This window comes from Shewanella sp., from assembly GCF_013214165.1.
Classification (GTDB): Bacteria; Pseudomonadota; Gammaproteobacteria; order Enterobacterales; family Shewanellaceae; genus Shewanella.
Genome location: NZ_JABSSM010000036.1, coordinates 24,033 through 46,821, shown reverse-complemented (window position 1 = coordinate 46,821; position 22,789 = coordinate 24,033). Strand labels below are relative to the sequence as shown.

Annotated in this window: 15 protein-coding genes and 1 pseudogene; 10 read left to right on the top strand and 6 right to left on the bottom strand. The window is 49.0% G+C overall.

What is annotated here, in order from left to right; translation table 11 throughout:
- Together HRU42_RS12120 and HRU42_RS12115 are read right to left on the bottom strand one after the other, a co-directional pair.
- Positions 1 to 97, bottom strand: a pseudogene (locus HRU42_RS12120) (thiopurine S-methyltransferase); the annotation flags it as partial.
- A gap of 215 nt (positions 98 to 312) precedes the next feature.
- Positions 313 to 666 carry a hypothetical protein gene (locus HRU42_RS12115; RefSeq protein WP_295031473.1) on the bottom strand — a complete coding sequence of 118 codons (354 nt, stop codon included), beginning with the start codon at positions 664 to 666 and terminating at the stop codon, positions 313 to 315.
- A gap of 339 nt (positions 667 to 1,005) precedes the next feature.
- On the opposite strand from HRU42_RS12115, the gene HRU42_RS12110 reads away from it, so the two are divergent.
- Positions 1,006 to 2,847 (top strand): protein kinase, encoded by a 1,842-nt coding sequence (locus tag HRU42_RS12110; RefSeq protein WP_295031471.1) that lies wholly within the window; start codon positions 1,006 to 1,008, stop codon positions 2,845 to 2,847.
- 18 nt (positions 2,848 to 2,865) lie between these two features.
- Here HRU42_RS12110 and HRU42_RS12105 read toward each other — a convergent pair whose 3' ends face one another.
- The gene (locus tag HRU42_RS12105) at positions 2,866 to 3,447 is read right to left on the bottom strand and encodes an FxsA family protein (RefSeq protein WP_295031469.1); all 582 of its coding nucleotides are present in this window, start codon (positions 3,445 to 3,447) and stop codon (positions 2,866 to 2,868) included.
- Between the two features lie 308 nt (positions 3,448 to 3,755).
- Between HRU42_RS12105 and cutA the strand changes: the two genes are divergently transcribed.
- The 5 genes from cutA to HRU42_RS12080 all read left to right on the top strand — a co-directional run bounded on the left by cutA (position 3,756) and on the right by HRU42_RS12080 (position 10,760).
- The gene (cutA, locus tag HRU42_RS12100) at positions 3,756 to 4,079 is read left to right on the top strand and encodes a divalent-cation tolerance protein CutA (protein ID WP_295031467.1); all 324 of its coding nucleotides are present in this window, start codon (positions 3,756 to 3,758) and stop codon (positions 4,077 to 4,079) included.
- Between the two features lie 81 nt (positions 4,080 to 4,160).
- Positions 4,161 to 6,002: a protein-disulfide reductase DsbD gene (locus tag HRU42_RS12095; RefSeq protein WP_295031465.1), complete on the top strand. Its 1,842-nt coding sequence runs from the start codon at positions 4,161 to 4,163 to the stop codon at positions 6,000 to 6,002.
- A 122-nt stretch (positions 6,003 to 6,124) separates the two neighbouring features.
- Positions 6,125 to 7,750 (top strand): cation:proton antiporter family protein, encoded by a 1,626-nt coding sequence (locus tag HRU42_RS12090; protein WP_295031463.1) that lies wholly within the window; start codon positions 6,125 to 6,127, stop codon positions 7,748 to 7,750.
- Between the two features lie 726 nt (positions 7,751 to 8,476).
- The gene (galK, locus tag HRU42_RS12085; protein ID WP_295031461.1) at positions 8,477 to 9,643 is read left to right on the top strand and encodes a galactokinase; all 1,167 of its coding nucleotides are present in this window, start codon (positions 8,477 to 8,479) and stop codon (positions 9,641 to 9,643) included.
- Positions 9,644 to 9,725: 82 nt separating this feature from the next.
- Positions 9,726 to 10,760 (top strand): aldose epimerase family protein, encoded by a 1,035-nt coding sequence (locus HRU42_RS12080; RefSeq protein WP_295031459.1) that lies wholly within the window; start codon positions 9,726 to 9,728, stop codon positions 10,758 to 10,760.
- 84 nt (positions 10,761 to 10,844) lie between these two features.
- Here the strand turns inward: HRU42_RS12080 and HRU42_RS12075 are convergent, their stop codons facing one another.
- Together HRU42_RS12075 and HRU42_RS12070 are read right to left on the bottom strand one after the other, a co-directional pair.
- A complete protein-coding gene (locus HRU42_RS12075; protein ID WP_295031457.1) occupies positions 10,845 to 11,282 on the bottom strand; it encodes a hypothetical protein in 438 nt (145 codons plus the stop codon).
- A gap of 191 nt (positions 11,283 to 11,473) precedes the next feature.
- Positions 11,474 to 12,517 (bottom strand): NAD(P)H-quinone oxidoreductase, encoded by a 1,044-nt coding sequence (locus HRU42_RS12070; RefSeq protein ID WP_295031455.1) that lies wholly within the window; start codon positions 12,515 to 12,517, stop codon positions 11,474 to 11,476.
- Between the two features lie 430 nt (positions 12,518 to 12,947).
- On the opposite strand from HRU42_RS12070, the gene HRU42_RS12065 reads away from it, so the two are divergent.
- Positions 12,948 to 15,959 (top strand): M9 family metallopeptidase, encoded by a 3,012-nt coding sequence (locus HRU42_RS12065; protein WP_295031453.1) that lies wholly within the window; start codon positions 12,948 to 12,950, stop codon positions 15,957 to 15,959.
- Between the two features lie 61 nt (positions 15,960 to 16,020).
- Positions 16,021 to 16,560 carry a DUF2059 domain-containing protein gene (locus HRU42_RS12060; RefSeq protein ID WP_295031451.1) on the top strand — a complete coding sequence of 180 codons (540 nt, stop codon included), beginning with the start codon at positions 16,021 to 16,023 and terminating at the stop codon, positions 16,558 to 16,560.
- Positions 16,561 to 16,666: 106 nt separating this feature from the next.
- Here the strand turns inward: HRU42_RS12060 and HRU42_RS12055 are convergent, their stop codons facing one another.
- Positions 16,667 to 19,177: a S8 family serine peptidase gene (locus tag HRU42_RS12055; protein ID WP_295031449.1), complete on the bottom strand. Its 2,511-nt coding sequence runs from the start codon at positions 19,175 to 19,177 to the stop codon at positions 16,667 to 16,669.
- A gap of 480 nt (positions 19,178 to 19,657) precedes the next feature.
- Here HRU42_RS12055 and HRU42_RS12050 point away from each other — a divergent pair, with 480 nt between their 5' ends.
- Together HRU42_RS12050 and HRU42_RS12045 are read left to right on the top strand one after the other, a co-directional pair.
- On the top strand, positions 19,658 to 20,095 hold the full coding sequence (locus tag HRU42_RS12050; RefSeq protein ID WP_295031447.1) for a curlin: 438 nt from the start codon (positions 19,658 to 19,660) through the stop codon (positions 20,093 to 20,095).
- 13 nt (positions 20,096 to 20,108) lie between these two features.
- The gene (locus HRU42_RS12045) at positions 20,109 to 21,617 is read left to right on the top strand and encodes a curlin (RefSeq protein ID WP_295031445.1); all 1,509 of its coding nucleotides are present in this window, start codon (positions 20,109 to 20,111) and stop codon (positions 21,615 to 21,617) included.
- Positions 21,618 to 22,789 lie beyond the last annotated feature (1,172 nt).

The following is a 22,789-nucleotide window of genomic DNA, read 5'->3' as shown; positions in this document are numbered from 1 at the left end:
ATTCTGGCCAGTATTTTATCAATAGTGCATTGACCTCACCCAAGTGAAAACCTAGATGCTTTGCATCCCACTTGTCATGCCAAAAACCGGGTTCCATATTGCAGTCCTATTTGTCTGCCTTCAGCCCGGTACCCAAAATACTCAAGGGCTGAGGAGCAGGAGCTATCATTGGCCGATACTCTAATAGGAACTCGGTTCGTATGTAAAGCCTAGCTTAGATGTTTAACGTAAATGCTTGGCTTCAGGGCTTGGGATTATGCTTGAGTACGAGGCAAATAAGACTCAAGCAATCGGCCTGGTTTCTCTCATAGATTAGTCAGAATATGCTATCGCCAACAGCTCTTGCGTCTTCCTCAGCCAAGAACAATTATCACATTCGCAGTTTCGTCTCGACAGATGATGCGGTGTGAGGTTAGAGTCGATAAAATCGACGGCGATAAGCAATTGCTGCTTAATCTCTTTCACCGACTTCTCTTCAACCGCGATCAACTCATCATTATGGTTCATCCAGGTGCATTCCATGCCTTGATAACAGTTGAGACATTGCTCATCGCTGCTATTGAAAAAACCAGCATGAGGGCAAGCGTTCAGCTCCATAGATTGTAAGATGCGTTTTCTGGGAAAATCCAGTAATTCAATTAATTGGGCCTTATCCATCTCTGGCATATGCCCTCCTCTTCGATGATGCCTCGCAGCAAGGCTTGAGGCTAATTTATTCGTGCAACCGACTCGTTGTGAGTTTAGTTAACTGAAAGATTACATCCCAAGGTTTCAAGCTGAATTGATTTAGGTCAATAACGGTCCCGAAAAAATGCCGTAGGAGACAAAATCTATCTAAAGATAGCTAACTCGACAAACTCACTCAAGATACTGGGTTAGGCGGCGTGTTGAAAAAGCGGCTGTCACAGATTAACTGACTGACCGCTATGAGCCTCGCATTTTATGTAGCATTAGATCTATACTGGTTGTCGATCTTACTTCAGCGAATGAGCGTTATTTACCTCAATGGCCACATCAAAAAAAACGACTCCTGAACCCACTCCTCAACTGCAGCACTTCTATATATCTGAAGAGCAATCCATCTATCTGCTCAAGGCTAACGATGCACGAAAGCACAGAGCCTGGATAAGGTTATGTAAGCAACAATTGGGGAAATTGGGATATGCCGGCGTAGAGCTCATAGGTAAAGGTGCCTATGGTTTCGTGTTCGCTGGGATAAATCCTCAGGGTGAGTCCCATGTATTTAAATTCTCTCGGGTCACCTTGCCACAGAATGTGCAAGACAGGCTGGAAGAGGAAGCCTTCATGCTGGCTCAGGTCAAGCACCCTAATGTCCCACCCGCCATCAAGTTTGCCCATGCCGGTCAGCAGGGAATATTAGTCATGGCCAGGGCACCGGGGGAAGATCTGGAACAGCTCTGCCTCAAACGAGGTGCCTTACCTGCTCATATGGTGATGAGTATCGCCAGGCAGCTTGCCCATGTACTCCAATATCTTCATCATGGCCGTCCCTTAGTTCACGGTGATATCAAGCCTTCGAATCTGGTCTACGACGTCAAAAATAATCATCTCTCCCTCATAGACTGGGGCTCAGCCGTGTTCGCCCAACGAGACGCTCAAGGGGATCCGGTCAATGGCAACGTCATGGACCTGCTCTCCAGTGATCATCAGCATACCAACGCCAGGATGGGCGATGTCTACTTTATCGGTGAAGAGCAGCTGGGCGGTGCCCTGTCCAGCACTCGCTTCGATGAGCAAGGCGTGGCGGCGACCCTCTATGCCATCGCATCCGGACAATCCAGCCGTTTTGGCAGCAAGGTCATAAAAGCCACCTCAATCGGCCTCCCGGTGGAGCTGGCCAGAACCTTAGACGGCATGCTCAGTGATGACCCGGAGCAGCGTAAGCGTGCCGGTGACTACTTCCTCAAGAGTATGCTTCACAGCCATAGGCTGCTTCTGCCTGATATTCCCAGGCCTGCATTAATTGAACAGATACCTATTTGGGAGCTCTCTGAGGGCCGAGATGTAGAAACGGTGATCTATAGCTCCAGAAAGTCATTCCTTAAGGAGCACAACACCGAAGATCCCATCGAGAAGATGGACGACCTGCAACTGGAAAAATATTACCGTAATTTCATGGCGGGCATGGGAGACACAGAGAAAGGTTTTATCGCTGCCGTGGGGCGAATAAGCCAATATTCGATAGTCGGAGGCTTAGCGATTCATTGGCGAGAAAGCGGTATTTTTATCGACTCAAATCTGGCTCTCTACAAGGCCAATGAGAAACAAGCACTAATACTAGCCGTTAATAACATGGTGACTCTGGCCCGAGGCATTCGCCGCATTGGTGTCTTCAAGGCTTGTTTCTTCAATGCCAGGGACACACTCCATCTGGAACGGGATGACACTAGCACACCGTTCGATAACGACTCTGAGCAGCAGCTGCCATTTGAGGTCGGCAGTGCCCCTTCACTGGAAGATAAGTCTCGCCTGCACTCCTACTTCGAAGATGGCAGAGATCCGGACGAAAACCTTGAACTCCCCCCCGAGATAATGACCGAGTTGGCCTGGATAAATAAGATCCACCATACGGGCTGCATCATCTTCGAGGTGTTGCCTAATCATATGAAGGTCCACAGCTATCTAAGATTACTCAACCCAAAAAAACAGACGGAATTTCGCGCCAGCCTAAACAGAATATTGAGTCATGTGGGTAAGATCCAGGGCAAAGGTGTATCTGGTTTTATGAAACTCCCCTACAAGAATACGCGAAAATTTAGCCACATAAACAGCAAACAAGAGTATTTTTATCCGAAGAATCCGAAAGAGAATAAGTTAAAAAGCTAAGACGACGCAACTTAGTTGCTATTTCTTATCTTCCTTATTTTCATCCTGGATATGATGGATCTCGCGACGCTTGTCACTGGGGTCGGGCTTATGCTCGAAGTCTCCATCGAAGGTATCGCCACCTTCTGGGTTCCTGCCCTGACTAGGTCCTTGGCCCTGTTCACCGAATGGATTGCCTCCTTGATAGCCTCCATTTGGACCACCAGGACCAAAGCCTGCTTGAAATCCACCATTGGCGGCAACTTTCACCTGCATACGTTTATAGAGAAAACCGGCAACAGGAATACGGGTGAAGGGCGTCAAGAGCACCAGACCGATAAAATCGGTAACGAATCCTGGGATCAAGAGCAGTAAACCGGCGACCGCCAGCATCATGCCTTCGACGATTTCTTGCCCAGGCGCCTCACCCTTAGCCAGCTTCTCTTGTACCTGCATTAAGGTGCTGATCCCTTGACTGCGAACCAGAGAGACACCGACGATAGCAGTGAAGAAGACCAAGCCTACGGTAGTCCAGCTACCTAAAGATTCACCCACACTGATCAGTACATTCAGTTCAATGACTGGCACCAGCACGAAAATAACTAATAAAATAAAAAACACACTGACCTCACAAATACTGACGGTGAATAAATATTATTTTACCCAATATGAAACCTAAATGGGGGTTTTCGGGTCTATTTTCAAGTACAACATAGGCAATTTCGCCAGGGCCGACAGGACTATTCACCGATAAGCTCACTATTTTAGCGATGTCTTAATGCAAGCGCTAATTAAAAGTCGTAGAGTATGTCCCTAAAATGGACGTAAACCGCCGCAGAAAATTCAACCTCTCTGAGCTTGATGAAACGAATAGTGTAACAATACTAGCTTAACGCAATTTTAATCTAGCTTGAATAATAGGCGATAAGATGCAAAACAAACTGCTGTTAGTCATCACGACTCTTCCTTCAAAAGAGAGCGCGACTGAGCTGGCTAAAGAATTAATCGAAAAAAAACTCGCTGCCTGCATACAGATATCGGCACCTGTCTGTTCTATTTATCTTTGGCAAGATAAGGTATGTGAAGAGCAGGAATATCAGTTACAGATAAAATGCACCCAAGCCTGCTATTCAGTTTTAGAGCAAACCATTAGCCAGCGGCACCCCTACCAAGTGCCCGAAATCATTGCCATAGCAATCAATGATGGCTTACCTGAATATATCAACTGGGTAAATGAAGTGACTAGCACTTAACTAATTCAGAATAAACACAAAAAAACGCTAGTTATATTGATTCACCCTATGTATTAAATGGAAACAAGAAACCAAGCAACCATGAAAAAATTAGTCACCTTAGCTATTTCATTAATCTTTACTTCCCTACTGTTAACGCCGTTAGCTCACAGTGAGGGGATCTTCAGCAGCAATAAGTTCGACTTCCTCAAAGGTGAACCTAAGTTGATGCCTGTCGATGAAGCCTTCGTCTTCGATTTCAAACAAGAAGATGAGCGGCTCACCGTCAGTTGGGTCATTGCCGATGGCTATTACATGTACCGCGACAAGCTCAAATTTGAAGCCGATGGTGCAACATTGGGTGAGATATCTATTCCACGGGGAAAAGATCACACCGATGAGTATTTTGGCGAGCAGGAGGTCTATTACTCTTATGTCGAGATCCCCATCGCCATCCGAGAGGCTATCGAAGGTGGCACAGTTAACGTCACTTTTATGGGTTGCGCCGAAGGCAAGCTATGTTTCCCACCGACCCAAAAAACCGCCTTACTCAGCAAGGTCGAAGCCCATGACGGCTTACTCGAGGTCGAGCTTGCCACAGGTGAAAAACTTGTTGATACCCAAGTTATTACAGACCCGACAAGCTCACAGGATCCTATCACCCAGCAAGATAGCCTAAACCAGATGTTGTCCGGTGACAGTCTGTTGTGGACTCTTGTCATCTTCTTCGGACTCGGTATCGGCTTGGCACTGACCCCTTGCGTGTTCCCCATGTATCCTATCCTATCCGGGATCATAGTCGGTCAGGGCAAGAAACTGTCTACGGCCAAGGCCTTCAGCCTGTCTATGGTCTATGTCCAGGGCATGGCGATCACTTACTCCTTGCTCGGACTCGTGGTCGCCTCGGCGGGAATGAAGTATCAAGCTGCGCTGCAACACCCAGCAGTACTGATAGTGCTGGCCATCTTGTTCTTCGTCCTCAGCCTGTCGATGTTTGGCCTCTATGAGCTAAAACTGCCGTCCAAATGGCAGGAGAAGCTGAACAAGTTATCCAATAACCAGAAAGGCGGCAATGTGATTGGCGTCTTCATGATGGGGGTTATCTCGGGTCTCGTCGCCTCACCTTGCACTACTGCTCCCCTATCCGGCGCACTCATGTATGTGGCTCAGACTGGTGACCTATTGCAAGGCTTCCTGGCACTGTATGTGTTAAGTATGGGCATGGGCTTACCTCTGCTGATCATAGGCACTTCAGGCGGAAAGTTACTGCCAAGAGCCGGCCACTGGATGGATGTCATCAAGACAGTGTTTGGCTTCCTGCTCATCGCCGTTTCTATCGTTATGATAGGCCGGATCTGGCCCGGGCTAGTCTCAGATATCTTCTGGTCCATCTGGGGAGTCACCTTAGTCGGCTACCTGATGCACCAAAACAAGCTCACCGAGTTTAACTGGAAGCAAACGACCCGTGCGGTTCTGCTGACCTTGATGTTACTCGCCAGTTTCTCCTATGGCTTTCAGGCTGTGATGACCCACTTAGGTCATCAAGGCCCAGGTGCATCGGCAGTCTCAGGGCAACACATATCGCATCAGCGCATCAAGTCGCTGGATGACTTAAACGCCGAAGTAGCAAAAGCCGCGGCTCAGGGCAAGCCTGTGATGTTAGACCTCTATGCCGATTGGTGTGTAGCCTGTAAGGAATTTGAGAACATCACCTTCAAAGATCCTCAAGTTCAGGCGCGTCTGGCTAAGCTGGTATTCCTGCAGGCCGACCTCACCAAGATTGATGATATCGATATCGAACTGATGGAACACTATGATGTGCTGGGTCTGCCTACGCTACTCATGTTTGACGCATCTGGCCAGATCCGGGACGACTTAAGAGTCACAGGCTTTATGAAGCCTGCAGCATTTTCCACGCACTTAGATCTCCTCTTGAGCCAGTGATACGGGTCCAACAAGCTAGATCTTAAGATCTAGCTTGTTCTTCTTTGGCATAATATTTATTTAAACTTCATCAAATTCTTATACAATAAGAGGTAGTTAACTCAAACCCATTCAGGAGAAACATGGAACCCGCCATCCTAATCATCACTCTGGCCTGTGGTATGCTTGTCAGCCGAGTCGGCTTGCCACCCTTGATAGGCTATCTCGTTGCGGGTTTTGTACTTTTTATGTTTGGCATAGATGAATCTAGCCTGCCCCTGCTCGAGCAACTCGCCGAATTAGGTGTCACCCTGTTACTCTTCGCCATCGGCCTGAAGTTAGACATCAGGAGCCTGTTTAAAGTCGAGGTTTGGGCAGGATCGAGTCTACACATGATGGGATCTATGCTATTTTTCATCCCACTGCTTAAGCTCTTAGGCATGATAGGGCTAGATCAACTCACCGGCCTAGATTTCAATCAGCTAGCCCTGCTAGCCTTCGCCTTGAGCTTCTCCAGTACCATATTTGCGGTCAAGGTACTCGAAGATAAGGGTGACATGCAGTCTCTCTATGGACGGGTCGCCATAGGTATTCTCATCATGCAGGATATCTTCGCCGTCGCCTTCCTGACGATCTCAAAGGGGGATATCCCCTCGGTGTGGGCCTTAGGTTTACTGCTACTCCCCTTTGCTAGACCACTAATTTACAAGGCTTTCGACCGTGTCGGTCATGGTGAACTCCTGGTACTATTTGGCCTGGTCATGGCCTTGGTTCTCGGTGGCTGGTTATTTGAAACCGTCGGCCTTAAACCCGACCTAGGCGCCCTGATCGTCGGCATCTTACTTGCGGGTCACCCCAAGTCTTCCGAGCTGGCAAAGTCCCTGTTCTACTTTAAGGAACTCTTCCTGGTCGCCTTCTTCCTGACTGTGGGTCTCAACGGCCTGCCTAGCCTCTCAGACATTGGTCTGGCGACCATCTTAGTGTTAGTGATCCCATTGAAGATAGGCCTGTTCATCTATCTGCTGACCCGTTTCAAACTCAGATCCCGTACCTCACTCATGACCTCATTTAACTTGGGTAACTATAGTGAATTTGGCTTGATTGTCGCGGCGGTAGCCACCAGCAAAGGCTGGCTACCCCCACAATGGATGGTGATCTTGGCTGTCGCCTTGAGCATCAGCTTTCTGTTGGCGGCACCTTTAAATGCAATTTCCAGTCGTCTATATCAGAAGTACCAGGGCCGATTACAGCGGCTTGAAAAGCATCCTCTTCACCCTGAAGATCGTCAGATCCCAGTAGGCAATCCGCGCTTTCTAATCTTAGGTATGGGACGAATAGGCCGCGGCGCCTATGATGAATTAGCAGCCAAGTTCGATGGCGAGATCTTAGGCATAGAACATAAACAGGAGCTGGTCGACTATCATCAGAGCAAAGGGCGTCACGTGGTTCAGGGAGATGCCTCGGATACCGATTTTTGGGAGAAACTCGAACATGCTCCCAACCTGGAACTGGTACTGCTAGCCATGCCTCACCATATAGGTAACTTGTTTGCCGCCGAACAACTACGCAAGCTAGATTACCAGGGCAAGCTAAGTGCTATCGTGCAATATACTGAAGATGGGGAGTCTTTAAAGGAGTCTGGCGTCCACAGTATCTATAACCTCTATGAAGCCGCCGGTGCCGGTTTTGTCGATCATGTGGTCAAGGATCTGCTACCAGAGCCCCATGTGGCACGATCCAACGCCGCAGAGATCAAGCATAAGTCTTAATCTACACTCGAGAAAAACCGGAATTGCATACATCATCCTAACAATCTAGTATGGTATTTCCTATCGCATAAGATGGGAAATACCTTGCTGTGAACCAAGCCAATACAGACTCAAGCCCAAATAATATAGCCACTCTAGGGTGCGCCAACTCCTCTAGCCTGATAACCGCCGGCCTTGTCTGTTTGAGCCTAGTCTCTCAGCTCGCCTTCGCTGCCGAACGTTGGCAAGATCACACCCTCTTTGAAGTGAATAAAGCAGCCCCCCACGCCAGCTTTTTCCATACAGCTCAGTCACCCTGTAACTGAGTAAATTTGTCTTCGGTTCTCAAGTCGTCACACCTAGCGCAGCCACCCAGAGCTAGGTCGATAAGACTAAACCACTGTGTCTTGATTAAATAGAGCGAGCTTAGCGAGTGTTACTGCTGAGCCATCGCTCTTTTTTCTATGCTGAAATATCACCTCAAACCTAAGGGTTAACCCATAATAAAGGGTAAAAAACACTATAAACGGCTTAAATTAGTCTGTTTTGCATAGCAATGTCGAAAAAACTCAGTTACAGCCTCGGCTTACTCATGCTATAAAAACCTATGTCATATTTATTTACATATTTAGCTGGCGATACATAAGCTAGCGACCAAGCAAGATTAAGCGGTCAACAAGTGCCGTATTTAAACGCCTGCCTAAAGGCAGTTATTGAGCAAACAATTTATATGGGAAGCTTTAAAGCATGTCGAATCCCGCACAGCGCGCGAACAAGTTATTTGTGCAAACCTTTGGCACAACAGCAGACGATCTTTATCTGGCTCCAGGCCGAGTAAATTTGATCGGAGAACATACAGATTACAATGACGGCTTCGTCTTGCCCGCCGCCATCAATTTTCATACGATTATTGCAGTAAAACGTCGGGATGATAGTCTCTATCGCGCCGTATCCGATGCCTTCCCCGGTGAAATAAAAGAGTGGACCTTCGGTCAGGAAGGCACCATGGATCCTGATGACGGCTGGGTAAATTACCTAAAGGGTTTTACTGCAGCCATGGCAGCGGCCGGACTCTCGGCTAAAGGACTCGATATTTCAGTGGTCGGCACTGTGCCTTTAGGCGCAGGCCTGTCATCATCGGCGGCCTTAGAGGTAGCCTTCGGCACCGCAGTCAATGATTGCAGTCAACTAAGGCTCTCGCCCCTTGCCGTAGCCCAGATGGCTCAGCGCGGTGAAAATCAATACGTAGGCTGCGCCTGCGGCATCATGGATCAGATGATCAGCGCCCTGGGCGAGCAAGATCATGCCCTGCTGATAGATTGTGAAGACTTAGACAGTGAGCCGGTGCATATTCCCGATAGCCTGAGCCTTATCATAGTGAACTCGAATGTTCAGCGCGGACTCGTCGACTCTGAGTACAACTTAAGACGCGAGCAATGCGAAGCCGTCGCCGATCACTTCGGCGTTGAAAGCCTCCGGCATGTCGATCTCTGCCAACTTGAAGCCGCTAAATCTGAGCTGTCCGATGTCAGCTATAGGCGAGCACGACATGTACTGACGGAAAACCGCAGAACCCAACATGCCAGCCATGCATTAGAAGCGGGCAATATTCCTAAATTAAGCGAGCTGATGGCTCAATCCCACGCCTCTATGCGTGATGATTTCGAGATCACAGTGCCAGAAATCGATACCTTAGTCGACATCATCTCACGAGTCATAGGCGACCGCGGTGGCGTGAGAATGACAGGTGGAGGATTTGGTGGTTGTATCGTTGCGTTAGTGGATCATGCCTTGACCGATGCAGTGGTCGAAGCGATTGAGAGTCAATATGCAACAAAGACAGGTTTAGAGGCCACCGTTTACCTGTGTTCGGCCAGTGCTGGAGCGACCCGAGTAGATCAAGAGGTTTATTAACAGACTCAGGTTATTGGCATCCAGAGCCTAAGGCCTAGGAAGCAAAATTTTGACGGCACATAATTCAATATAAGGATATCCCATGGTACGTTTTCGCCCGCTAGACTCCTGGACCGATCCCCGCGGTGGTCAAATCGAACGCGTCAGAATAGATAATGGCATCATAGCCATGGAAGTATTGAGCTTAGGCGGGATCATACGTTCCTTGTGGACCCCGGATCGTCATGGCGAGCGAGGTAATATCGTGCTTGGCTGTGACTCTATCGAAGATTACCTCAAACAAGACGCTCACTTAGGTGCCATTGCCGGCAGATATGCCAATCGCATAGCCAATGGCAAGATGAGTTTCGGTGAAGATGAATATGACTTAGATATCAATCAGGCGAGTCATTGCCTCCATGGGGGCAGTCAGGGCTTTAATCGTAAACACTGGCATATGGGCCAACTCCCCGATGGCGTTCGCCTTAATCTAGTCAGTCCCGATGGTGATATGGGCTTCCCGGGGATCTGTAACGTGCAGTTAGATTATCGATTGGTAGGCAATAATCTCTATATGGAAATCTTTGCCGCAGTCAATAAGCCTTGCCCCATTAGCTTGACTCAACATAGTTATTTCAATCTTGAAGGCAGTGATTCAACCAGTAATGCAGAGCATCAATTACAGATAGATACCACCAGCATGCTCACCCTGGACGAATCAGGTATTCCCACAGGTATGAAAGATGCTTCGGGTTCTCTGCTAGATTTCCGCCGCGCTAAAGCCTTCTCTATCGCCCAAGATGATGAAAAATTTGTCTCCACATCCGGAATAGATCACTGCTACCTAACAAGCGGTTCAGACTCAGAAATGACTCGCTTTGGCTGCCTCAGCGCACCTGAGACCGGTAGAAGTATGACGCTATATACCAATCAGCCCAGTGTGCAGATTTACGGAGCTAATTACCTTGGGGGGAATCCTGGCAAAGGCGGCAAGGAGTTAAAAGCACATCACGCCATCTGTATCGAGCCGCAACAACTGCCCAACGGTGCCAATCAGCCCACTCTGGAGGCCGATCCCTGGATAAAACCAGAAGAGGTGTACCACCATATCAGTCGTTATGAATTTCAGACGTTTTAAGTTAGCAAAGCGCCTAGGCTTTAGGCGCTAGGTCCAAACCCTCTTTCGACAAAGAGCTCTTTCGACCAACAGGCCTTCAACAATTTATTCTTCGAGCCCGCCGGACCAGCCATTAGCAAACTCTCTGTCCAGGCTCCCAGAGCCAGGCTCATTATCTGATGAGGCCCTATCGACCTCATTTCGCTTTTTTGATCTAGCCTTTGCCCTGGTAATGAGAGGCTTATGCTTAGTCGCATTCGCCTCGACCCAGCCCTGATGCTTCTCCATAAATTCAGCACGCGCCGAATTCCAGGCTGCACCATAGGCATCTTCGGCAGCCTTGGTCCTTGCCTTATCGAGATCATGCAGATTACCCGAGACTATCTCTTCGGCATACTCGATTATCGTATCTCTCACCGCATTATAAAGATAAATACGACCCGCTTTAGCTTCAGGAAACTGCTTATCATGAATGACGATGACATTGCCTCGAGCCGTTCTTAATTCGCCATACCATATTGGTGTTTTTGTGGTGTTATACATATATGCCAATACCCTTAAATCAACACATTTTGAATATCTCAGTCAATATCGAATTTAGCTTAAAGCCGCAATTATTCAAGTTTTTCTGTCTAAAAATAATTTAATCCACAATAAATAAACCACGCAAGCCCATAAGCTATAGTGAACTAGCCTGATGACAGGTATATTTCGGCGATATTACAAAAAATATTTCAATCAGGCTCTTCTCCATGGACCGATAACACTATTTTTCCCCTGTGCCGACCCGACTCCATCAGTTGATGACCAGCGACACTGTCAGCGAGAGAAAATCGAGCCGATATATTTGGCACTAGCTTATTAGTGTTAACGTCACCCTCTCGAGTTAGCGCCAGTAATGGCCAGACCTTGTGCCGTAACTCTGAAGCTATTTTGGCCTTAGCCGCGACACTCTGAGGCCTCAATGTGGAGCCTGTCCAGGTGATACGCTTAGCCATGATCCTGAATATGTCCACTTGCGCCTGAGGCCCTCTTTGCATGGCGACAGACACCATACGGCCATCGACGGCTAACGCCTTCAAATTCTGGTTAATAAAATCCCCACCGGCGATATCGAATACCAGATCCACGCCCACATTTGAGGTGTATTCCATCACAGGTTGCACAAAATCATCCTGATAATTGAGGGCTAAATCGGCTCCAATGCTCAGACAATAATCACATTTGTCATCGCTGCCCGATGTGGCTATGACCCTAGCTCCGAATGCTTTAGCTAAGGCTATCGCCGCACTACCAATCCCGCCCGAACCACCATGAATAAGCACTGTTTCTCCGGATTGCAACCCCGCTCGCATAAACAGGTTACCCCACACGGTGAAGAACGTCTCCGGGATAGCGGCGGCTTGCTCCAGAGTCCAGCCTTTAGGGATAGGTAAGCAATGGGAGGAATGAGTGGCCACGTACTCGCCATAGCCCCCACCAGGCACTAAGGCCGTGACCTTGTCACCAAGTTGCCATTGGCTCACCTCAGCTCCAAGAGCACAGACTTCTCCCGCCACTTCCAGGCCCAAGATAGGACTCGCCTCTTTAGGCGGCGGATAGGCTCCCTTTCTTTGGGCGACATCGGGACCGTTGATACCGGCATAGGCGACCTTGATTAATACCTGGTCTTTGGCCAGTTCAGGCAAGGGGGAACGCTTGATAAACATCACATCGGCGTCGCCGGGGTGCTCGAAATCAACATGAAGATAATCTAGGGGGAGCGAGGCGTTAGGCATAGTCAGTTTAGAATTTTATTTATGATTGGTTATACATACACCCCTTAATGAATCGAATCAATAGATTCGAAATGCGTGGCTGCTATCTATTAACTCAAGCCCCTCTCATCAGTCAAGGTTCAATAATCAAACTGCACCTTATTACCCCCTTTAAAGTCACTAAAAAATCATCTAATTAGTAAAAAATCTATACGTTAATCTCATCCTGAAGATAGCTGGCCTAACGCTTAAGGTTTAGGCTCCTATCTGGAGTGATCATAAGAATACTGACCCTGAGTGATCTATGTCTCGAGAATTGTTTCTTTTGTATTCAAAATGTTATCCATGTCACACCGATACCTAAGCAAGACATTTAATTGTTAGATACTATGCGTGCGAGCGCCAATTTCATCTAACTATTAAACAAAATAAGCATAAATGGAGAGAGCCCATGAGACTTACATCATTAGTCGTCGCCTTAAGCTTGGTAACAAGCTACGGCACACAAGCAAGCACGGAACAGCTAAACGCCGATTATCAGCCCTCAATTAACCCAAGTGCATCTAGGCTCCAAACAACACACACTCAGTCGCCTATTGGCCCCTTGGGTGATCTGGCTCCCCAAGCCGCCCAAGATTGCAGCAGCTTCCTTGGCCTAGATGGCCACGCCTTAGTCAAAAAAATATCCAGTTCAGATCCACAATGCATCAGCCCGCTCTACAACCTGACAGGCTCGGATGCCAGGACGCTATTTAGTGAGTCTAATATGCGTACCGTCGCCGCTGCCGTGCGTGACCGTGCACCTGGCTATACCGGAGTTGATACCACGGGTATCGAATCCTTGATCTATTTCCAGCGCGCCGCCCTCTATGTGCAGTACTATCGCCCGAGCGATGTGCCTGTCTACTCGAACGCCGTTAAATCTGACATCAAGACTCAGATAACAGGCCTGTTCAACAATGGCAACATCTGGACCGCCTCTACGGCAAATTCTGGGGTATTGAGGGAAACGCTGATCCTTATCGACTCCACTGGACTCGGCGCCGAATTCAACTACATCACCAAGGAGGTTCTCAACCGCTTCGATGCGAGCTGGGAAGTTAACTCAGGCATGAGTGCCGCCGCGAACTCGGTATTCACCACCCTGTTCCGCGCCCAGTGGGATGAGCCAATGAAGGCGCTCTTTGCCAGGGACCATAGTATTCTCGATGCCCTGAATAACTTCCAATTAGCCAACCGTCATCTGGTCGGTACCGATGCCGAATTTGTGCTAATCAATGCCGTGCGTGAGATGTCTCGCCTGTATCACATCCCCGAGATGAAGAGCCGAGTCAGCCCCTTAGTCAAGGCGGTACTCGACAGCAGCAATAAGAATGATGCCTCGAAAGTGGTCTGGATCGCCGCCGCCGAGATGGCCGATTATTACGATCGCAGTAATTGTAACTACTACGATATCTGTGGCTTCAAGGCGCAGCTAGAAGCCGAGACCTTAGCCTTCAACTGGAAATGTTCACCCACCCTGAAGATACGTGCCCAAGACCTCTACCAAGATCAGGCAAGATGGGCATGCGACGTGCTCGGTGATCAGGAGGCTTACTTCCACAGCAAGCTATCCACGGGGAACAATCCGGTTCTCGACGATAATAATGACGATCTTGAGTTGGTCATCTTCGACAGTTCGAGTGATTATAAGTCCTATGCCACTAGCTTCTTCGGCATTGACACCAACAATGGCGGCATGTATCTGGAAGGCTCACCAGCTGGCCTTAAAAACCAGGCACGCTTTATCGCCTATGAGGCCGAGTGGCGCAGACCCGATTTCCATGTGTGGAACCTGCAACACGAATACGTACATTACCTAGATGCTCGCTATAACTTGCTGGGAGATTTCAGCACTGGGCTCTCGGCCGACACCATCTGGTGGATAGAAGGCCTAGCCGAATACATCTCTTACCGTGACGCCAATACCACGGCAATCACCTTAGGCGAAACACGAGAGTTCCCGCTCTCAACCATATTCAAGAATAACTATGATTCAGGTCAGGACCGCATCTATCGCTGGGGTTACCTGGCGGTGCGCTTCATGTTTGAAAATCATAAAGCCGATGTAGATCAGATCTTAGACTACCTTAGATACGGTCAATACGCCGAATATCAAACCCTTATAGATGGCATAGGCAGCCGCTATGACAACGAGTGGCTCGGCTGGCTCACCAGTGGTTTGAGTACCCTAGATAACGGCATTGTCGATCATGGCCCATCGGATATTGAGGCGCTCCCAAGCGGTACCGAAGGCAATTGGACCGGTCCTGTCTCGACAATAAGTAAGGACTACTCGCCATGTACAGTGACCAATGAAGCCTATCGTTACACCCCAGATAGCGAGCTGGTGATCGATCAACCCATGGAGTGTATCGACTCTCAAGATGGTAGCGTCAGCTTTGCCTTCGCCAACGTCGACAAGAGTGAGCAGACTCTGTGGATCAAGACAGGTGGCGGTTGGGGTGATGCCGATATCTACTACAGCTCTACTGGTTGGGCGAGCGGTGAAGCCAATGATGGCTTTGGCATAAGCAAGGGTAACCATGAGGTGATTCAGATCAGCTTAAATCCGGACGAGTATTGGCACTATCTGACACTCTCGGGTGAATTTGGTGGCGCCAACCTGCTGGTCAGCACCACAGAAGTGTTTGCCGATCTGGATCCGGCTCTGGGTGGTGGAACTCTCCCTAAGCCAGATCCAGAGCCAGAGCCTGATCCAGCTGCCGACTGTGGCGCTGCGACCATGAGTTATGGTGAACTGACCTTAGGTAAAAATGAGTGTATTAGCGGCGGCAGAAGCAGCTTCTTTGTTTTTGTCGAGCAAGATAATACTCAGCTAACCATCACGACATCGGGGGGAACCGGCGATGCCAGCCTGTATTACAATGCGGATACCTGGGCCTATGCTGACAATGCTCATGCCCGCTCGACCAACCCGGGGAACGAGGAATCGATCCGAGTGACGGCTAACAGCGGCTGGCGCTACATAGTGGTCGATACCGATACCGAATATAGCGGCACCACCATCAAGGTTAGCCTAGCAGGCGACACTATTCCGCCTGTGACACCACCGGCCAAGAGTTATATTGAGGATGCCTGTCAGACACTCGCCCCTATGAGTGACGCACGACTCACATCCGCCGAGGCTATCTGTAGCGCCGATGGCATGAACTATTACACCATATGGATCGATGCAGGTACCACAGAGCTCAAAGTGACGACCGACCATGGCACGGGTGATGTGAGCCTATATGGCGGCACTAGCTGGCCTAGCGCGCAATATTACTCGGCATCATCGACTAATCCTGCCAGTACCAGTGAGTCATTCACAGTGACGAACCCAAGTGAAGGTTGGTACTACATCACTCTAGAGAGTGAGTCAGCGAGTTCCGGTGTGGCCATTCAGGCAGATCTGAAGTAATAAATGAAGGAACCTAGATCTTAGCTCTTAGGAACTAGGTTCCTGCTCATCAGGAGTCATGATGAAGAAATATATTTTAACCTTAGCCATCTTATTTTCGAATACTGCTTTGGCTGCAGATAAGCAGGAAATCAGTTTGTCTCATCGAGCGGCTGCTCAAGCAGTGTTAGATGCCACCTTAGCCCAAGACGTGATCCCCCAAGCCATGTATCAACTCAAGGCGAGTTACGCTCATCTGGTGAAAGATCTGCCCTTAAAGAGAGCGCATAGAGAAATTGAAACCAGATATAGGGAGCAAGCCATCGAGCTCGCTAACAAGCGACTCAACTGGGAACAGATTCAGCCAGAGTTTATTGCGCTCTATACCCGTACTTACGAGGAGCAGGAGCTTAAAAATATCGCCAGCTTCTACCGCACCGAGACAGGCAAGAAATACCTAAAAAACATGCCTGCGACGTTAAGACAATCCAGCCAACTGGTACAGGCTCAGATGAGGGATATCAGGGGAGAATTCAAACAGATCATCACTCAACTCGAGCGCGCGATCACAGTGAACAAGTCCCAAGCCCCGAGTCAGTCGACGAGCGGTCATCACGACTAACTCGCTCAAATTTCATCTACAAATAGCAAAAAAAAGCGGCCCTAAGGCCGCAATACAACAAGGAAGTGTTTCCTTATGGCACGTCTAAGTGCCTTGAATCTTTCGTTTAGAACTGAGCCGTGACTGGATCAGAACATAGACTAGTAGACGTTTCACAGATCTTGTATTCAACCGATGCTGGTGCATCGGTGAAACGATCACGGTAACGAGCATCGTTATCTGTGGTTTTGATCATCACGCCATCACGATATATGCTCACAGACTCACCAGAAGCACCAGCCCAGGTCAGATCGACCAGAGCGCTACCGCGGCGTGAAACTCTAGCACGAGCAACCGCAGCCGTGATGCTGTGTTCAAATACTTCAACATCCATCAGAGCCGTGTCTTCGTTGCCTTCGGCATCGGTCACAGTCATAGACACAGAATACGACCCTGCAGCAGCATATACATAGTTAGGACTCATATCGGCAGATACAGCGCCATCTCCAAAGCTCCAGCTATAACTGACGATATCGTCATTAGCATCGGTACTCGTGTTAGTAAATGCTACGCTCAGGCCATCGACACTGGGATCGAAGCTAGCGACCGGGGCTGCAGGAGCCGCATCACCGACACCAGCAACCACCATGCCCCAGCTATTTAATGTCCCCGTATCGACACCGACATTATCACTGACAAACAGTGTCCAGGTACCGGCAAGCATCTCACCATTGAAGTCACTCAGATCCCAACTATTGATGATGTCATCGGCACTTCCACCGGCACGATTCGACAATACAACCTCAGTGCCAGCCGGAGAAGTCAGGGTCACGATCAGATCGCCGCTCCAGGTATGGCTGATATTCACGTCGGCGTCGACGCCGAAGATCTGCACCTCATCGCTGATCTCGATAGTGCTGCTGATACCCGCTGCGTCGTTATCAGGAATATCTACAGAAGAGTCATTGGCATACGTGAAGTCTTCAAGACCCTGTGGCAGTACAGTCAGAGAGACTGACTTGTCCTTCTGGATCATGCCATCATCACCGGAAACGGTAATCGTATAATCGCCCCATGCCGCGTTATCTGCAGTCATCACATCTAGGGTAAACATGCCACCCGCCATCACAGAGTCGCTAGACAGAGTAACGCCCGCCAATGCTGGTGAAACGGCTATGGTTAGCGCAACAGTATCATCCCACCCCGCCACGCTGCCGACACTGAAGTCGTAACTGGTAGCTGAACCTGCCTCGACAGTTTGAGACACGGGCGTTGCAGTGAAACGGTAACTTGGAGAAGGATCGGCCATGTCCAACGCAGACGCCACGTTGAGTCGAGTACCGGCAACTGTCTTACCCGTTAGCGCGGCGTTGGCATCACCTGACGCCATCAGCAGCTGCTTCATTTCCACTGGACTCAGATCCGGATTAATCGACCAAACCAGCGCGGCAGCACCTGTCATGTGCGGCGTAGCCATAGAGGTACCCGAGAAGGTCGAATAACCATTACCCGGAGTCGTCGACAGGATTGATGAGCCAGGTGCCCCCATATCGACACTGGTTAAGCCCCACTGTGAGAAGCCTGACATCATGTCATTTCGATCTGTACTGGCGATTGCCATCACAGCATCTGAATCATAACTTGCCGGATAACTGGCAGTCGCATCATTATCTGACGCGCCATTACCGGCAGCGGCGAAGAACAAGATGCCAGCATCGCCTGCAGAGTCAATTGAGTCTTTCAGCGCCTGGCTAAATCCACCGCCGCCCCATGAGTTGTTGGTCGCCTTGATGTCGACACCATGGTTGATCTTAAGATCTGTCATGTAATCGATACAGGCAATTGCACCTACGGTAGAACCCGAACCGCTCGCATCGAGGAACTGACAACCGACGATAGTCACGTCCCAGTTAACACCCACAACACCGATACCATTGTTACCCTTTGCACCGATAGTGCCCGATACATGAGTACCATGGCCGTTACCGTCCATAGGATCGCCACTATCATTGATGGCGCTGTAACCGTGAATATCATCGATCACACCATTGCCGTCATCATCGATACCATTGCCTGGGATCTCATTAGGGTTAGTCCAGATATTTCCCTGTAGATCTTCATGGTTATAATCGACACCCGTATCGATAACACCGACAACGACACTGGTATCACCTGTGGTGATATCCCAGGCTTCGACCGCATCGATATCGGCATCGGCCGTTCCACCATCCTGACCTGTGTTATTCATGCCCCAAAGAGAGACAAAATCAGGATCATCCGGTGTTCCTATGGCCTTTATCACATAGTTTGGCTCAGCATACTTAACCGCAGGGTGTTTACTGATGATCTTAATCGCCTCGTCAATATTGGCACCTGAACGTAGAGATAATTTAGCTAAGCGTCCATCGAGTAAGCGAGAGAATTTATCATCGATACCGTCGGCATTGAGATCCAGAATGGAGCCCCTAACAAGTCGCTGAGCCGAGACTCGCTCACTCTTAGTGGTATTATCTTTATAAACAACGAGAATCGAATCTTGCACATATTCATGGTTAGCAATTGATTTGGCTTGTACTGGCGTAGATACAGCCATAACTCCTGCAATGGCAATCGCCAGAGGTGACAGTTTGTTCAACATAAACTGATTTCCTATTAATCCTTTAAAATTCTCCAATCCGGTACTTCATCCCTTTACCGCGTCATTCCTTGACCTAATACCAAGAGGTATTAGTAAGCCTCGAAAGTCACAGCATGATAACCGGCACTTATTAACCCGTGAATTTTTGCCACACAAATGCGAAATTTAAAAGAGTGTTAACATTTTTTACAACTTTGTTACTAGCCGTATAGGATTATACATTTCAACAATACGGTTAAAATGTCAGTACAATATCCATACATTTCAATCAATTAAAATTATTTTTATGTTTAAAAAAATAAATTGGATAAATAGACCTTCTTCCGATTGCGGCATTTTTCATCGATACGTACCTTGGATATCAAATTTGGCTTAACTAAAAATTTAGCCAGTTCAGATAAATCCACCGCGAGTCACTGGCAGTTTTTTGCAAGCATTACGCATTAAAGTCATGACAAGCAACTCGTAAAGGGGTGTTAAGTGCAGGCTTTAACTAAGGCTCTATCCATCATCATGCTGCTATCAAGTAGCTTCTGTGCTCAAAGCCAAGAGCCACAAGAGCGCCAAGATAGTGAAGATTATGAACTCGCTATCACTCTGCAAACTCTACTTGAAACAAACGGGCGAGGTAATTTCATTAACTTGGTTCAATCGGGTGTACTTAATCAGGCTTACTTACTGCAATCGGGTCAGGCCAACAGCATAGAGCTAGCGCAAGTCGGTCTGGATAACCAAGCCAACATCACTCAATACGGTGATAACAATGAAGTCGAACTCGTCCAGCTTAGTGGGCACAATCAGGCCGATATTACTCAGATAGGTAATGACAACTTGGTTCAACTAAATCAACTGGGAAGCGCTAATTTTTCAATTGAACAGATTGCAGATGGGGCAGCAATCACAATAACTCAATATTAACAGGGAGCGTCACATGAGAACACAAACAAAATCTATCATAGCTTTAGCAATCGCCGCAGGACTCGGAATGAGCTCCTCTGCCTTAGCAGACTCACTAAACAGTACCACAGTGACTCAGACTCTTGTCACCGCTGGCGATGTGGTCGGCCAGGAAACCTATGTCACTCAAACGGGTGAGGAGCATACAACGATTCTCAATCAAGAAGGTGATGGGCAGACAGCCACAATCGTTCAAGATGGCTGGTGGGCAGAAGTATATGTCGACTCGAAGGGGCAAGGCAACGATGTCGAAGTCAACCAGGTCGCAGATTGGCATGCCGCCACTATCGATATCAACGGCGATAACAACGAGGCTTTGGTGGAACAAGCTGACGACTGGAACCAAGCCAGTGCAGCTATCTCAGGCAATGACAACTTTGTCGATATGGTTCAAGACGGCAGCCAGAACGAATCTGTCGTTGAGCTATTAGGCGACACTAACTCAGCTATCCTGGTCCAGGAAGGTAGCGGAAACTACGGCGTATTCCGTGTCGAAGGCAATGACAACGATGGTGATATCACTCAATATGGTGATAACAACGTGGGTGGCATGGTGTCGCTGGATATCACAGCAAACCAGGGCAACAACAACGACATTGAAGTCTATCAGGAAGGCGACGATAACTTTGGTGCCATCAAGGGTGTCGCTGGCGATAACAACAACTTCTTAGTGTCCCAAGAAGGCAATAGCAACACAGGTTTTGTCTACTCGCTAACGGGAGCAGACAATGAAATAGAGATTAGCCAGGAAGGCAACAGCAACACGGCTTACCTTGCCCTTACCACGGGTGATGATAATGATGTTGAGATCACCCAAACTGGCGACAATAACACCATAGGCGACACGTTAATCGCAGATATCCAGGGCGGTGATAACAATATCGACCTAGAACAGGAAGGTAACAACAACAGCACCGAATTTCAGGTTTGGGGCAACGACAACGATATCGACCTCGATCAGGAAGGCGACACTAACCTTGCTACCTTCGGAGCCTATGGCGATGACAACGACATCGACATGAGTTCAGACGGCAACAACAACGAAATTACAGCCTTTGCCAATGGCGAAGACAATGACATCGAAGTTCATCAAGATGGCAACACCAACTTCGCCTATGCCGATCTTCAGGGTAACGATAACGAAGTTGACATCGACCAAGATGGCAACGAAAACGAAGTGGCGATCACCATTGTTGGTCTCGATAACACTGATATCGAAGCGACTCAAAATGGCGACCTTAACCTTATCGACCTGATCATCATGGGTGAAGAGAACAGCGTCATGGTCACTCAAACTGGTAACGGTAACTGGTTTGGTGGTGAAGATGAATCTGCGTTTATGGTCGAAGGCATGGGTAACAGCCTGATGGTCGCCCAAAACGGTAACGATAACTTAGTCACAGGCTCTCAAACGGGTATGGGTAACAGCATATCTGTGACTCAGACTGGTGACTTCAACTCGGCAGTCGTCATTCAGAACTAAGGCTAGTTAACCTTAACTGGATTAGAAAGGGAGCCTAGGCTCCCTTTTCTCTGTCGTTAGAACGCAGCAAACTGCTGCTAAAAAACCAAGAAAGCGAGGACGTGACTTCGTCACTAGAGAACGGCTGAAAAGCGCCTCACAGAACGCGGCAAGCCGCTGCCAGAACGGGCTCCGCCCTACAGAACGCAGCAAAGCTGCTGCTAGGAACGGGCTGCGCCCTACAGAACGCGGCAAAGCCGCTGCTAGAACGTGACTTCGTCACTGCGAGAGCGGGCTGCGCCCTGCTAGAACGCAGCAAGCTGCTGCTAGGAACGGGCTGCGCCCTACAGAACGCAGCAAGCTGCTAGGAAAAGATTTTGATCTTGTCTCGTAGCCAACTCGTTGGCGTTCTCTGAGTGAGCTTGCGAACGTTCCGTAGCCAACTCGTTGGCGTTCTAGCAGTGAGCTTGCGAACGCTCTCGAAGCGCAGCGCCCTAGCAGCCAACGTGTTGGCGTTCTCTGAGTGAGCCCGCGAACGTTCCGTAGCCAACTCGTTGGCGTTCTAGCAGTGAGCCAGCGAACGCTCTCGAAGCGCAGCGCTCTAGCAGTGAGCCAGCGAACGCTCTCGTAGCCAAGCTGCTAGAACGTGACTTCGTCACTGCGAGAACGGGCTGCGCCCTACAGAACGCAGCAAGCTGCTAGGAAAAGATTTTGATCTTGTCTCGTAGCCAACTCGTTGGCGTTCTCTGAGTGAGCTTGCGAACGCTCTCGAAGCGCAGCGCTCTAGCTGTGAGCCAGCGAACGCTCTCGTAGCCAAGCTGCTAGAACGTGACTTCGTCACTGCGAGAGCGGGCTGCGCCCTGCTAGAACGCAGCAAGCTGCTGCTAGGAAAAGATTTTGATCTTGTCTCGTAGCCAACTCGTTGGCGTTCTCTGAGTGAGCTTGCGAACGCTCTCGAAGCGCAGCGCTCTAGCAGCCAACTCGTTGGCGTTCTCTGAGTGAGCTTGCGAACGTTCCGTAGCCAACTCGTTGGCGTTCTAGCAGTGAGCTTGCGAACGCTCTAGCAGCGCAGCGCCCTAGCAGCCAACGTGTTGGCGTTCTCTGAGTGAGCCCGCGAACGTTCCGTAGCCAACTCGTTGGCGTTCTAGCAGTGAGCTTGCGAACGCTCTAGCAGCGCAGCGTTCTCGCAGCCA